The sequence below is a fragment of the Rhodanobacter sp. Soil772 genome (assembly GCF_001428385.1).
In the GTDB taxonomy this organism is placed as follows: domain Bacteria; phylum Pseudomonadota; class Gammaproteobacteria; order Xanthomonadales; family Rhodanobacteraceae; genus Rhodanobacter.
Window position 1 is genome coordinate 514,555 of record NZ_LMSK01000003.1, and the last position, 13,245, is coordinate 527,799.

The following is a 13,245-nucleotide window of genomic DNA, read 5'->3' on the forward strand; positions in this document are numbered from 1 at the left end:
CGGGTGCCCGTGTCATGCGCGGGTTTCCGCCACCGCCAGCGCGGCTTCAGGCTGCGGGAAAGTCGGTCAGCTGGATGGTGCCGATGCCTTCCTCGGGCAGCATCACCGGGATGCCGTCCTCGATCCGGTAGATCACCTTGTGGTCGGTGGTGATCAGGCCCTCGCTGATCCGCTCGCGCACGGTGACGCCGGCCACGGTATCGACCTTGCCGGCGCCGATGGCGTCATTCAGCGCATCGAGTTCGCGCTTGCCCAGCGGGCGCAACGGCATTTTGCTGACCGGGCAGCACAGGATATCGAGTAGGCGCTTGTCCATGGATCGCTTGGGTGTGCCAGGGCAGGGAAAGCCCGTACAATAGCCGTTTTTGGACGGTCCGGCCATGACTGGAACAAGCAGACCGCGCGTTGGCGTGGTGATGGGTTCGCGTTCGGATTGGGAAACCATGCAGCACGCGGCCAATGTGCTGACCGAACTGGGCGTGGCGCACGAAGTGCAGGTGGTTTCCGCCCATCGCACGCCGGATTTGCTGTTCAGCTACGCCGAACAGGCGGTGGGGCGCGGCATCCAGGTGATCATCGCCGGCGCCGGCGGCGCCGCCCATCTGCCCGGCATGCTGGCGGCGAAGACCCGCCTGCCGGTATTCGGCGTGCCGGTACAGACGAAGACGCTGAACGGGATGGATTCGCTGCTGTCGATCGCGCAGATGCCAGCCGGCATCCCGGTTGGCACCCTGGCGATCGGCCGTGCCGGCGCGGTGAACGCCGGCTTGCTGGCCGTGGCGGTGCTGGCCTTGCACGATCCGGCGCTGGCCGCGTCGCTGGACAATTGGCGCGCACGTCAGACCCAGGCCGTGATCGAGCAACCGGACCCGCGTCAATGAGCGAACGGCAGCAGCCCGTGCTGGGCGTACTCGGCGGTGGGCAGCTGGCGCGCATGCTGGCACTGGCGGCGGCACCGCTGGGCGTGAAGACCCTGGCGGTGGACAGTTCCGCCGACGCCTGTGCGGGGCAGGTCGCACCGCTGGTGGTGGCCGACTGGACCGACTACGCCGCGCTGGAGGCGTTCGCCGCCCGGGTCGACGTGGTCACCTTCGATTTCGAGAACGTGCCGGCCGAGACGGCGCACTGGCTGGCCGAGCGGGTGGCGGTATTCCCCGCGCCGCAGGCGCTGGCGGTGGCGCAGGACCGCCTGGCCGAGAAGACCTTGTTCCGCGAGTGCGGCCTGCCCACCCCGGACTTCATGACGGTGGATACGCGCGAGCAACTGGACCTGGCGCTGGCCACGGTCGGCGCGCCGGCGATCCTGAAGACGCGCCGGCTCGGCTACGACGGCAAGGGTCAGTTCCGGCTGCGCGAACTGGCGGATGCCGATGCAGCATGGGCCGCGCTTGGCACGCAGGCGTCGAAACACGGCCTGATCCTGGAAGCGTTCGTGCCGTTCGAGCGCGAGCTTTCGGTGCTCGCCGTGCGCGGCCGCGATGGCGATTTCCGCACCTGGCCGCTGACCCGCAACTGGCACGTCGACGGCGTGCTGTCGATGAGCCTGGCGCCGGCGCCGGACATCGAACTGCTGCAGCCGCGTGCCACCGAGCTGGCCCGCACGCTGGCCGAGCGGCTGGGCTACGTCGGCGTGTTCGCGCTGGAGCTGTTCGTCAGGGACGGCGAGCTATTGGGCAACGAGATGGCGCCGCGCGTGCACAACTCCGGCCACTGGACCATCGAGGGCGCACACACCAGCCAGTTCGAGAACCACGTGCGTGCGGTGCTTGGTCTGCCGCTGGGCGACACCGGCGCGCGCGGCATGTCGGCGATGTTCAACTGGATCGGCGAGCTGCCCGACACCTCGGCGGTACTGCAGGCGGTCGACGCGCACTGGCACGACTACGGCAAGCAGGCCCGGCCGGGCCGCAAGGTGGGCCATGCCACCGTATGCGCGTCGGATGCCGGTCAGCTGGCCGCGCGATTGGGCGGGATTGCCCGCGCGCTCGGGCGCGAGGCGCAGGTGGCGCCGGTGCTGCAGGTGCTGGATCGGCTGTAGAGGCGCACGCTGTGCGCGATGCGCTTCGTCGAGTCACGCCGGAAGCAAAGCAGGGCGCGTTTGTATGTCGCCGGTAGCGCACGGTGATGCGATTGCCCGATAAAAAACGGAGCCGTCGCCGGCTCCGTTTTTGATTGCATGGGTGTCGGGGAATCAGGCCAGGTTGCTGGCCGCGAAGTCCCAGTTCACCAGGTTCCAGAACGCTTCCACGTACTTCGGGCGGGCGTTGCGGTAGTCGATGTAGTAGGCGTGTTCCCACACGTCGGTGGTGAACAGCGGTTTGTCGCTGCCGGTGATCGGGGTAGCCGCGTTCGACGTGTTGACGATGCCGAGCGGGCCGTCCGGACGCTGCACCAGCCAGGTCCAGCCGGAGCCGAAGTTGCCGGCGGCGGACTTGCTGAATTCTTCCTTGAACTTGTCGAACGAGCCGAACGCCTTGTTGATCGCGTCGGCCAGCTTGCCGCTCGGCGCGCCGCCGCCTTTCGGGCTCATCGAATTCCAGTAGAACGTGTGGTTCCAGATCTGCGCGGCGTTGTTGAACACGCCGCCGGACGACTTCCTGATGATGTCTTCCAGTGTGGCGTTCGCGAACTCGGTGCCTTCGATCAGCTTGTTGAGGTTGGTCACGTAGGACTGGTGGTGCTTGCCGTAGTGAAACTCCAGCGTTTCGGCGGAAATGTGCGGCTCCAGTGCGTTCTTTTCGTACGGAAGCGGGGGAAGTTCGATCGCCATGATGAGGCTCCTTAGCGGTGGCTGGGGGAGATGTGTCGGCGCAGCGGACGGCAGCCGACGGGTGACTGATACAATATCGGTCTGCCTGCATTGTAAAGATGAAACACCAAGCTATGGACATCAACGAGCAAATCAAGGCGATGCTGGCCGCGCATCCGATCGTGCTTTTCATGAAAGGCACGCCCGAATTTCCGATGTGCGGCTTTTCCAGCCGCGCGGCCCAGGCGCTGACCGAAGCCGGCGCCGTGTTCCACGCGGTGAACGTGCTGGCCGATCCGCAGATCCGCGCGGCGCTGCCGCATTTCTCGAACTGGCCGACCTTCCCGCAGTTGTTCATCCAGGGCGAACTGATCGGCGGCTGCGACATCATCGAGGATCTGAAGTCCGCCGGTGAATTGTCCCGCATGGCCAGCGACGTGGCCGGGGTGGCGCCTTGACGACGCTGCCGGTTTCACGATTGCCCAGCGGTTGGCAGCCGGCCGCCGATACCTTGGCCGATCGCGTGGTGCTGGTCACCGGCGCCTACGGCGGGCTCGGCGGTGCGGTGGCGCGAGCTGTGTCGCGAGCGGGCGCCACGGTGGTGATCACCGGCAAGCGCAAGCGTCAGCTGGAACAACTGTACGACGCGATGCTGGCCGAAGGCCTGTCCGAGCCGGTGATCCATCCGCTGGACATGGAGGTGGCCACGCCGCGCGAATACACCGCGCTGGCCGAGGGGCTGGAGCGCGACTTCGGCCGGCTCGACGGCATCGTGCACGCGGCGGTCAGTTTCGGCGGCTTGACCCCGATCGGCATGCACAAGCCGGATGCCTGGCTGCGCGCGATGCACGTCAACGTGAACGCGCCGTTCGCGCTGACCCAGGCCTGCCTGCCGCTGCTGACCCAGGCCAGCGACAGCGCCGTGGTGTTCGTGCTGGACGACCCCGAACTGCTGCAGCGTGCGCACTGGGGCGCTTACGGCGTATCGAAGGCGGCGCTGGAGCGGTTCGTGTCGATCCTGCACGAGGAAACCGATAGCGGCCCGCTGCGCACCCATGCGATGCTGCCCGGGCCGATGCGCACGGCGCTGCGGCAACTGGCATATTTCGGCGAAGACATCCTGCAGCGACCGCTGCCGGATGCGGCCGCCGCTGCCGCGGTCTATCTGCTCGGCGCGCAGGGTGCGCCGGCGCGTGGCGCAATACTGGATTTGCGGGTCGACTGAACGGTTGCCCGGCGGCGCCGGTGTGGCGTCCGCCCAACGAGAATGGAGTTGAGATGGAATCGCAGATGACCACATTGTCGGCGGGCATCCTGCTGTTCCTGATCATGGATCCGCTGGGCAATATCCCGCTGTTCCTGAGCCTGCTGAAGGACGTGCCGCCGAAGCGGCGTCGCCATGTCATGGTGCGCGAACTGCTGATCGCGCTGGGCGTGCTGCTGGCATTCCTGTTCGGCGGCCAGTACATCCTCAAGCTGCTGCAGTTGAAGCAGGAATCGATCAGCATCGCCGGCGGCATCGTGCTGTTCCTGATCGGCATCCGCATGGTGTTTCCGCCGGCCGACGGCAGCGGCATCTTCGGCAAGTCCGGCGGCGGCGAACCGTTCATCGTGCCGATGGCGATACCCGGCGTGGCCGGCCCCTCGGCGATGGCGGCACTGCTGCTGCTGACCAATACCCAGCCCGGTCGCACCGCCGACTGGACGATCGCGCTGCTGCTGGCGTGGCTGGCCAGCTCGCTGATCCTGCTCAGTGCGACCTACCTGTTCCGTTGGCTGGGCGAGAGCGTGCTGACCGCGCTGGAGCGCGTGATGGGCATGCTGCTGATCGCACTGTCGGTGCAGATGTTCATGGCCGGCGTGGCGTCGTTCCTGCACATGAGTGTTTGAAACGGCGACGTCGTCAAATTGTCGCAAGCGTCGCTTCGGATGATCGTGCAGCTGTCATAATCGGCCGCCAGGATGGGGGAAATCCGAGGACGCAGAGATGCTGAGTATCGAACAGTCCCTTGTCGAACGATTGCCATGGCTGGCGCAGTACCCACGCATCCGCCGGCCGATGGCGGGCATGCTCGGACGGCTGGCCGACGAAGACGGTTTCAACCGCGTGCTGGATCGGGTCGGTGCCGCCGAGGGTTTCGATTTCGTCGACCGCGTGCTGGACGTGCTCGGCACCAGCCATCACGTCAATCCGGGCGATCTGGAGAACATTCCCGTCGATGGCCCGCTGCTGGTGGTGGCCAACCATCCGCTGGGCATGCAGGACGCACTGGCGGTGCTGCAGGTGATCGGTTCGGTGCGCCGCGACGTGCGCATTCTCGGCAACGACTGGCTGGCCACGGTGCCGCCACTGGGCAAGCTGCTGCTGCCGGTGGACGTGTTCGGCAAGGGCGCTGCCTCGCGCCTGCGCGGCATCTATCGCGCACTGCAGAACGGCGAGGCGTTGATCGTGTTTCCTGCCGGCGAAGTCTCGCGCGTGCGCGCCGGCGGCGTGCGCGACGGCCGCTGGTCGGACGGTTTCGCGCGGCTGTCGTTGCGCAGCAAGGCACCGGTGCTGCCGGTGCATGTCTCGGCACGCAATTCGGCGATGTTCTACGGCCTGTCGATGCTGGCCAGGCCGCTGAGCACGGCGATGCTGCCGCGCGAAGCGGTGGCGCCGGGCAAGCGGCGGATCGGTTTCAGCATCGGCGCGCTGGTCAGCGCCGAGGAGCTCGGTCAGCGCAGCGGCGGTTCGCCGGCACAGGCGGCGAAGCTGATGCGCCGGCACGTCTACCGGGTCGGCCAGCATCGCGGCCTGGTCTTTGGCGGACAGGCGCCGCTGGCGTTGCCCGAACCGGCCGAGCAGGTTGCTGCGGAACTGGCGCGCTGCGAGAAACTGGCCGATCTCGGCGATGGCAAGCAGGCGTGGCTGTTCAAGGGCACGCCCGGCAGCGCGGTGATGCGCGAAATCGGCCGGTTGCGCGAGCTGACCTTCCGCAAGGTCGGTGAGGGTACCGGCGCGCGACGCGACCTGGATGCCTACGACCAGCATTACGAGCACCTGGTGCTGTGGGACCCGCAGGCCTTGCGCATCGTCGGCTCCTACCGCTTCGGCCACGGCGGCCGGCTGATTGCCGAGCGCGGCATGGCCAGCCTGTATACCTCCAGCCTGTTCAACTACTCGCCGGCGCTGGAGTCGCGGCTGGCGCAGGGGCTGGAGCTGGGGCGCAGTTTCATTGCGCCGGCCTATTGGCGCTCGCGCGCGCTGGACCAGCTGTGGCAGGGCATCGGCCTGTATCTGCAACGGCATCCGGAACTGCGTTACCTGTTCGGCCCGGTCAGCATGTCGATGAGCCTGCCGCGCGAGGCGCGCGAATGGATCGCGGCGGCGCACCAGCATTATTTCGGTGCGCCGGGGCTGGCCGCCGCACGCCAGCCTTTCGTGGTCTCGCCCGAAGTGGTGCAGGGCGTACGCGCGGCGCTGGAGGGGCTCGACGCTGCTGCGGGGCTGGGCCAACTGAAACATCATCTGGATGCACTGGGCGTCAGCATGCCGGTGCTGTACCGGCAGTATGTCGACCTGGTCGAGCCTGCCGGCGTGCAGTTCCTCGACTTCGGCGAGGACCCGGGTTTTTCCGGTTGCGTGGATGGCCTGGTGATGCTGGACCTGGCAAACCTGAAGCCAGCGAAACGTGCGCGCTATCTCGGCAAGAATGCTTGATTCGGTATAGGCAACGTACCGGATGTGGTGCAGCATGGCAGCTATGGAAGTAGCGGGGGCTGCCTTCATCTGATTGATTTCAAACGGTTCGTATCGCGGTTTTGGGGAGATGCAGGTAGCCGAGGTTGACGTGTAAACGTTACGAAAATGTCATACAATGCCGTTAAAATCGCTTAACAATCGCCGCAGGCGGGAAGGTCCGGCGAGCTGAAGTCTTGCGGGTCCATGGCTCCATGGACTCGCTGCAACACCACAACCGGGGTCACGGATCGTGTCGATGCTGCGCCTGGCTTGCGCCGGGCGAGGTCACGTTTTGGGCCCTCAAACAAGAGTTTTTTTCGTTGCGAGCCTGAGGGTCGATCAAGAATGAACAGCCGAATTCGCGCCAAACTCCTGCCGTTTGCCATTGCCTCGCTGCTGGCGGCGTCGGTGCCTGCCATCGCGCAGGACACCTCCTCCTCGATCAGCGGCCGCGTGCTGGACGCGAGCGGCCAGCCGGTCGCCGGCGCCACCGTGCAGATCGTGCATGCGCCGTCGGGCACCACCAAGATCACCACCACCGATGCGGATGGTCGTTACTCGGCGCAGGGTCTGCGCGTGGGCGGTCCGTTCGACGTGACGGCGTCCAAGGCTGGTCTGACCCAGGCCGAGCAGGACAAGGTCTACCTGCAGTTGTCGCAGAGCACCGCGGTAAACCTGACCATGGGCGTGGTGGCAGCGAAGAACCTGGAAGGCGTGACCGTTTCGGCCACTGCCTTGGCGCAGACCTTCACGTCGGACAACAAGGGTCTGTCGACCAACGTGTCGCAGCGCGAGTTGCAAGCCGCGCCGACGCCGGGTCGTTCGATCCAGGATATCGCCCGCCTCGATCCGCGCATCGTCATCACCGATCGCGGCGACGGCTCGATGTCGTCGATGGGCCAGAACAGCCGCTACAACAACATCAGCGTCGACGGCGTCTCCGTCGGCGACCCGTTCGGCCTGAACTCGAATGGCATGCCGTACATCGGCTCGCCGGTGTCCACCGACACCATCGAGGAATACAACATCTCGACCGCGAACTTCGACGTGGCTTCCGACACCGTCGGCGCCAACATCAACGCGGTGACCAAGAGCGGCACGAACGAATTCCACGGCTCGGTCTACTACGCCTACCGCAACGCGGACAAGCTGGTCGGCAGCGCCGGCTGGCTCGACAAGAACCGTGACTACAAGGGCTACAAGAGCGATTGGACGGCCGGCGCCACGCTGGGCGGTCCGATCATCAAGGACAAGCTGTTCTTCTTCGCGAACTTCGAGAAGGAAAAGACCATCGGCCTGGGCGCCGATTCGGCCAATGGCCTGGACCCGTCGCTGACCGGCGCGTCGACCTCGAACAAAGTTTCGCCGGCCGACCTGCAGCGCGTCATCGATGCCGCGAATGCCCTCGGCCTGCAGCCGGGTTCCTTCAGCGGCGGCACCTCCAACCTGGAGGACAAGCGCTACCTGATGAAGCTGGACTGGAACATCGCCGACAACCATCGCGCGAGCCTGTCCTATCAGCGCACCAAGGAAACCCAGCCGATCGTGCAGGGCAACTCGTCCAACGCCATCGGTCTGACCAGCTACTGGTACACCAAGAGCAGCGACACCAAGAACACCGTGCTGCAGGTGTTCGACGACTGGACCAGCAACTTCTCCACCGAGGCCAAGATCGGCTACTCGCAGTTCTCGCAGGTGCGCACGGTCGACGCGCAGCAGCCGCAGGTGTGGGTGGACATTACCCGGACCATCAAGAATGGCAAGCAGACGGGCGGTGCGCCATACGTCGACTTGGGCGAGGATCAGTTCAGCCATTACAACGTGCTGGATATCAAGACCTGGAAGGGCCTGTTCGCCGGCACGCTGTATCTGGATGAGCACACCATCAAGGGTGGCGTCGACTTCCAGCAGAACAAGATCTACAACCTGTTCGGCCGTACCCAGTTCGGTGCCTACGAGTTCTACGGCATCGACAATTTCGAGAAGGGCATCTACGGCTCCTACAACCTCTATCAGCCGGCCGCTGGCTACACGCTGGCCGACGTGGCTGCTGCCTGGACCCTTCGTCAATATGGTTTCTTCCTGCAGGATACCTGGCAGCCAACCAGCAACCTGTCGGTGCAGTACGGCGTGCGCATGAATCTCAACAAGACGGGTGATTCGCCGATCTACAACCCGACCTTTGCGACTGCGTTCGGGTACCGCAACGACAACACCATCGACGGCATGAAGCTGATCGAGCCGCGCCTGTCGTTCAACTACAACTTCGACAGCGAGCGGATGATGCAGGTTCGCGGCGGCGTGGGCCTGTTCCAGTCCAATCCGCCGACGGTGTGGATGACCAACCCGTACCAGAACAACGGCATGACCGTGGCCACCTACTCGGTGTTCAACGACCAGGGCCTGCAGCCCGGCGTGGGCAACACGCTGCCGGCGTTCAGCGCCGATCCGTTCAACCAGAACCTGCCGCCTCCGGGCAGCTCGCAGATGAACGTGGACACGATCGACCCGAGTTTCCAGCTGCCGTCGGTGTGGAAGATGAGCCTGGCGTTCGACCGCGAGCTGCCGTGGCTGGGCACGATCTTCTCGGCCGAATACCAGCGGATCATCACCCGCAACGGCATCCTCTACAAGAACATCAATATCGGCGCACCGACCGGCGTACTGCCGGACGGCCGCAACCAGTACTGGAAGACCCCGGGCGAGGCCAGCGTCTCCGGCGACGCGCGGGCCAACCAGGACAGGCGTTTCTCCGGCACGTCGACCCTGCTGACCAACACCCACAAGGGCCGCTCCGAAGCGCTGACCCTGTCGTTGAAGAAGCCGTTCTCGGAGAGCTGGTTCGGCAGCCTGGGCGTGACCTTCGGCAATGCCACCGAGGTGAACCCGGGCGTGTCCAGCCAGGCCAGCTCGAACTACTCCAACAATGCCTGGGTGAATCCGAACGAGGACGTGGCGTCCACGTCGAACTATGCGATCAAGCAGCGCCTGAATGCTTCGCTGACCTGGCAGCATCGCTTCTTCGGTGATTACGCGACCAGCGTCAGCGCGTTCTACGACGGCCACAGCGGTCAGCCGTACAGCTGGGTCTTCGGTAACGATGCTAACGGCGATTCGTACAAGACCGACCTGATCTACATCCCGAACAAGGAGGACGTGAGCTTCAAGGCAGGTACCAGCCAGGCTGCCATCGACCAGTTCTTCAACTTCATCCAGAGCGATTCCTACCTGAAGGATCACCAGGGTGCCATTGCGGGTCGCAACCGTGCCACTTCGGCCTGGGTGAACCAGGTGGACCTCAGTTTCCGTCAGGAAGTGCCCGGCATCTTCAAGGGCAACAAGGGCGAGCTGCGTCTGGACATCTACAACCTCATGAACCTGCTGAACAGCGACTGGGGCCAGCAGAGCTACGTGGGCTTCCCGTACATGCGTACGCTGGCCAGCTACGAAGGCGTGGATGCGGACGGCAAGTACATCTACTCGCTGCCCACCGACAAGAGCGGCAACTACCAGCCGGGCCAGAAGATCATCTATGACGCCGGTCGCAACACCAAGACCAACGTGGTGTCGCGCTGGTCGGCGATGATCACGCTGCGCTACACGTTCTAAGCGCATCGGTGGTTTGAAACCTGGAGCCGGTGCCCTTGCGGGCACCGGCTTTTTTTGTGCGTACGCTTGACCATGCGCGATCGGCGCGGGAAGCTACGCGGCCTGTCCCGCTTGGCGCAGGCGCACGATCCGCGAAGAGCGGCCATGGAGAACAATTCGAATGAATGACACACATTCCGGCGCGCCGGCAAAGCCCGGCACCGTCAGCGCGCGCATCTCGCCGATCGGCGGCCTGGATGTCCTTTCCCGCAACGAAGTGGCGCGCCTGCGCGGCGCCAGCGGCTCGGGTCTGCATGCGTTGCTGCGCCGCTGCGCGCTGGCGGTGCTGACCTCGGGCAACGTCAGCGATGACCCGCGGGCGATCCTGGAGCAGTATCCGGATTTCGACATCCAGGTGCTGCAGCAGGACCGCGGCATGAAGATCGAGCTGTCGAACGCGCCGGCGCAGGCGTTCGTGGACGGCCAGATCATCCGCGGCATCAACGAACTGCTGGTGGCGGTGGTGCGCGACATCGTCTACGTGTCGACCCAGCTGGAACAGATCGGTTTCGACCTGGACGCTTCCGCTGCGCTGACCCAGAGCGTGTTCGAGATCCTGCGCAACGCGCGCATCCTGAAGCCGCAGGTCGACCCGAACCTGGTGGTGTGCTGGGGCGGTCACTCGATCTCGCGCCAGGAGTACGACTACACCAAGCTGGTCGGTTACCAGCTCGGCCTGCGCGGGCTGGACATCTGCACCGGCTGCGGCCCGGGCGCGATGAAGGGGCCGATGAAGGGCGCGACCATCTCGCACGCCAAGCAGCGGCGCCGGAACAACCGCTACATCGGCATCACCGAGCCGGGCATCATCGCGGCCGAATCGCCGAACCCGATCGTCAACCACCTGGTGATCATGCCGGACATCGAGAAGCGGCTGGAAGCCTTCGTGCGCCTGGGCCACGGCATCATCGTGTTTCCCGGCGGCGTCGGCACGGCCGAGGAAATCCTCTACCTGCTCGGTATCCTGCTGCATCCGGACAATGCCGGTACGCCGTTCCCGCTGATCTTCACCGGGCCGCGCCAGTCGGCCGCCTATTTCGAGCAGATCGACCGTTTCCTGCGGCTCAGCCTGGGCGACGAGGTGGCCCGGCACTACCAGATCATCGTCGACGACGCGGAGACGGTGGCGCGAACCATGATCAAGGGCCTCGAGAAGGTGCGTCACAACCGGCTGGACACCAAGGACGCCTTTTTCTTCAACTGGGCGCTGCAGATTCCGCTGGAGTTCCAGCAGCCGTTCCGCCCCACCCACGAGGCGATGCGCGCGCTGCAGATCCGCCACGAGCGCCCGCGGCACGAGTTGGCGGCGGACCTGCGCCGGGCGTTTTCCGGCATCGTCGCCGGCAACGTGAAGGAGGAGGGCGTGCAGGCGATCGAGCAGCACGGCCCGTTCGTCATCGACGGCGATGCGGACATCATGCGGGCGCTGGACAAGCTGCTGCAGGCGTTCGTCGAACAGCACCGCATGAAGCTTCCCGGCGGCACCGCGTACGAGCCGTGCTACCAGGTGCTGAACGCCTGAAAAAAAGTGCGGCGACCGTTCTGCAACGGCTTGACAGTTCGCCGCACGCTCAGCAAACTACGCAGCTCGCGCCCGAATAGCTCAGCTGGTTAGAGCACTTGACTGTTAATCAGGGGGTCGTTGGTTCGAGTCCAACTTCGGGCGCCATCTTTCCTTACTGCGCACCATTTCGATGCTGCGCAGCAGGTCAGTCGCGGGACGCTATATGCAAGCAAGGGCCGGCAGCAATGCCGGCCCTTGTTCTTTTTGTGCCGTGCAAAACGGGCACGAAGGCGCCGGTGCGGCGTCATGGCACGCAGGTCGTCCCACGGCAGTCGCCGCCATTGCGTATCATCGCGATATATTTCGCCGTGCGTTGGCGTACCGGGCATGGCCCGGTACCCGCCATGCCCGATCTGATCCGCGCGATGCCCACAGGTTCCCCATGCGCCGCAACAACCCGGCAGGTCGCCTGCCCGAGCCACTCAACCCGATTGCCGACGACGGCGACGAGACCCACTTCTGTCGCACCTGCGCGTTCTCCGGGGCGTGCATCGCGGAAGGCTACGGCAAGCCGGAGCTGCTCGAACTGCACTGCCTGGTCGAGCATGTCGGGCCGTTCCATGCCGGCGAGCACATCTTCCGTACCGGCGACCCGTTCCGCTCGATCTTCGCGGTGCGCGCCGGTACGGTGAAGACCAGCATGGTCGACCCCGATGGACACGAACAGGTGCTCGGCTTCTACCTGCCCGGCGAGGTGATCGGGCTCAACGCGATCTATCCCGACCAGTTCCCGTGCGATGCGGTCGCGCTGGATACCGCCTATTTCTGCCGCTTCTCGTTCCCCGCGATGAGTGCGCTGGCCACGCGCATGCCGGCAGTACAGCAGCGGCTGTTCCGGCTGATCAGCAAGGAACTCGGCATGGCCACCTTGCTCGCCGGCGACCACAACGCCGACATGCGCATGGCTGCCTTTCTCACCGATCTCGCCGCACGTTACGAGGAGCGCGGCTTTTCCGGGACGCGCTTCCACCTGAGCATGTCGCGTGGCGATATCGCGAACTACCTGCGGCTGGCGGCCGAGACGGTGAGCCGGGTGCTCAGCCGCTTCCGCCAGCAGGGTCTGATCGAACTCGAGGGACGTGAAATGCTGTTGCGCGACCCCGAAGGGTTGCGCCAGATCGGCAGGAATCTGCTGTCGCACTGAGCACCTTCGCGGCACCTGCGGCGGCTTGACGCACTCGCCGTTTTCCATCGACAGAAATGACGTACGTCAAGCGCGCTTCCTGACGGTTCCCTAGGCTGAAAGCCAGAAACCACAGGGAGAAACCCATGTCACGTTCGTTGTTCATTGTCCTGGTCACGGCCGGCACGCTGGCGCTCGCCGGCTGCTCCGGCAAGCCAGCTGCGATGTCGCCGGTGGGGCAGGCTGACGCCAGCCCCGCCGCGATCGCCGCCACCCATGGCGACTTCGGCCCGCCGCAGGGCGAGCCGATCCACGCGGTGCTGACCAGCCCGCCGCACGTGCCGCCGCCGGTCAACCGCAACTACCCGGCGAAGGTGATCGTCGAGCTGGAAGTGATCGAGAAGGAGATGCCGATCTCCGAGGGCGTGAGCTACACGTTC

General features: G+C 65.2%; 11 protein-coding genes, 1 tRNA gene and 1 pseudogene. 11 read left to right on the forward strand and 2 right to left on the reverse strand.

Annotated features, from left to right (window positions below):
• Positions 1 to 46: 46 nt before the first annotated feature.
• Entirely contained in the window at positions 47 to 316 is a 270-nt protein-coding gene (locus tag ASG75_RS13805; RefSeq protein ID WP_056390586.1) for a Trm112 family protein, read from the reverse strand.
• Positions 317 to 380: 64 nt separating this feature from the next.
• On the opposite strand from ASG75_RS13805, the gene purE reads away from it, so the two are divergent.
• Together purE and ASG75_RS13815 are read left to right on the forward strand one after the other, a co-directional pair.
• Positions 381 to 881, forward strand: a complete 501-nt coding sequence (gene purE / locus ASG75_RS13810; RefSeq protein WP_056390589.1) for a 5-(carboxyamino)imidazole ribonucleotide mutase — start codon at positions 381 to 383, stop codon at positions 879 to 881.
• Positions 878 to 2,038 carry a 5-(carboxyamino)imidazole ribonucleotide synthase gene (locus tag ASG75_RS13815; protein ID WP_056390592.1) on the forward strand — a complete coding sequence of 387 codons (1,161 nt, stop codon included), beginning with the start codon at positions 878 to 880 and terminating at the stop codon, positions 2,036 to 2,038. The genes purE and ASG75_RS13815 overlap by 4 nt, the downstream gene beginning before the upstream one ends.
• A gap of 153 nt (positions 2,039 to 2,191) precedes the next feature.
• Here the strand turns inward: ASG75_RS13815 and ASG75_RS13820 are convergent, their stop codons facing one another.
• Complete coding sequence (locus tag ASG75_RS13820; RefSeq protein ID WP_056390593.1) at positions 2,192 to 2,770, reverse strand: Fe-Mn family superoxide dismutase; 579 nt, start codon at positions 2,768 to 2,770, stop codon at positions 2,192 to 2,194.
• 113 nt (positions 2,771 to 2,883) lie between these two features.
• On the opposite strand from ASG75_RS13820, the gene grxD reads away from it, so the two are divergent.
• From grxD to ASG75_RS13865, 9 genes and pseudogenes are all read left to right on the forward strand, one after another.
• A complete protein-coding gene (gene grxD / locus ASG75_RS13825; RefSeq protein WP_056390596.1) occupies positions 2,884 to 3,207 on the forward strand; it encodes a Grx4 family monothiol glutaredoxin in 324 nt (107 codons plus the stop codon).
• Positions 3,204 to 3,974 (forward strand): SDR family NAD(P)-dependent oxidoreductase, encoded by a 771-nt coding sequence (locus ASG75_RS13830; protein ID WP_056390599.1) that lies wholly within the window; start codon positions 3,204 to 3,206, stop codon positions 3,972 to 3,974. The genes grxD and ASG75_RS13830 overlap by 4 nt, the downstream gene beginning before the upstream one ends.
• A gap of 65 nt (positions 3,975 to 4,039) precedes the next feature.
• Positions 4,040 to 4,639 carry a YhgN family NAAT transporter gene (locus tag ASG75_RS13835; RefSeq protein ID WP_056390718.1) on the forward strand — a complete coding sequence of 200 codons (600 nt, stop codon included), beginning with the start codon at positions 4,040 to 4,042 and terminating at the stop codon, positions 4,637 to 4,639.
• 97 nt (positions 4,640 to 4,736) lie between these two features.
• Positions 4,737 to 6,449: a lysophospholipid acyltransferase family protein gene (locus tag ASG75_RS13840; protein ID WP_056390602.1), complete on the forward strand. Its 1,713-nt coding sequence runs from the start codon at positions 4,737 to 4,739 to the stop codon at positions 6,447 to 6,449.
• 366 nt (positions 6,450 to 6,815) lie between these two features.
• Positions 6,816 to 10,079: a carboxypeptidase regulatory-like domain-containing protein gene (locus tag ASG75_RS13845; protein WP_056390604.1), complete on the forward strand. Its 3,264-nt coding sequence runs from the start codon at positions 6,816 to 6,818 to the stop codon at positions 10,077 to 10,079.
• A gap of 160 nt (positions 10,080 to 10,239) precedes the next feature.
• On the forward strand, positions 10,240 to 11,640 hold the full coding sequence (gene ppnN / locus ASG75_RS13850) for a nucleotide 5'-monophosphate nucleosidase PpnN (protein ID WP_056390607.1): 1,401 nt from the start codon (positions 10,240 to 10,242) through the stop codon (positions 11,638 to 11,640).
• 70 nt (positions 11,641 to 11,710) lie between these two features.
• Positions 11,711 to 11,787, forward strand: a tRNA-Asn gene (locus ASG75_RS13855).
• Between the two features lie 277 nt (positions 11,788 to 12,064).
• On the forward strand, positions 12,065 to 12,826 hold the full coding sequence (locus tag ASG75_RS13860) for a helix-turn-helix domain-containing protein (protein ID WP_056390611.1): 762 nt from the start codon (positions 12,065 to 12,067) through the stop codon (positions 12,824 to 12,826).
• Between the two features lie 125 nt (positions 12,827 to 12,951).
• Positions 12,952 to 13,245 (forward strand): annotated as a pseudogene (locus ASG75_RS13865) (nitrite reductase, copper-containing); the annotation flags it as partial.

Coding starts and splice junctions, on each gene's coding strand:
- ASG75_RS13805 (WP_056390586.1), bottom strand. CDS start 316: ATGGACAAGCGCCTACTCGATATCCTGTGCTGCCCGGTCAGCAAAATG.
- ASG75_RS13860 (WP_056390611.1), top strand. CDS start 12,065: ATGCGCCGCAACAACCCGGCAGGTCGCCTGCCCGAGCCACTCAACCCG.
- ASG75_RS13840 (WP_056390602.1), top strand. CDS start 4,737: ATGCTGAGTATCGAACAGTCCCTTGTCGAACGATTGCCATGGCTGGCG.
- ASG75_RS13845 (WP_056390604.1), top strand. CDS start 6,816: ATGAACAGCCGAATTCGCGCCAAACTCCTGCCGTTTGCCATTGCCTCG.
- ASG75_RS13815 (WP_056390592.1), top strand. CDS start 878: ATGAGCGAACGGCAGCAGCCCGTGCTGGGCGTACTCGGCGGTGGGCAG.
- purE (WP_056390589.1), top strand. CDS start 381: ATGACTGGAACAAGCAGACCGCGCGTTGGCGTGGTGATGGGTTCGCGT.
- ASG75_RS13835 (WP_056390718.1), top strand. CDS start 4,040: ATGACCACATTGTCGGCGGGCATCCTGCTGTTCCTGATCATGGATCCG.
- ppnN (WP_056390607.1), top strand. CDS start 10,240: ATGAATGACACACATTCCGGCGCGCCGGCAAAGCCCGGCACCGTCAGC.
- grxD (WP_056390596.1), top strand. CDS start 2,884: ATGGACATCAACGAGCAAATCAAGGCGATGCTGGCCGCGCATCCGATC.
- ASG75_RS13820 (WP_056390593.1), bottom strand. CDS start 2,770: ATGGCGATCGAACTTCCCCCGCTTCCGTACGAAAAGAACGCACTGGAG.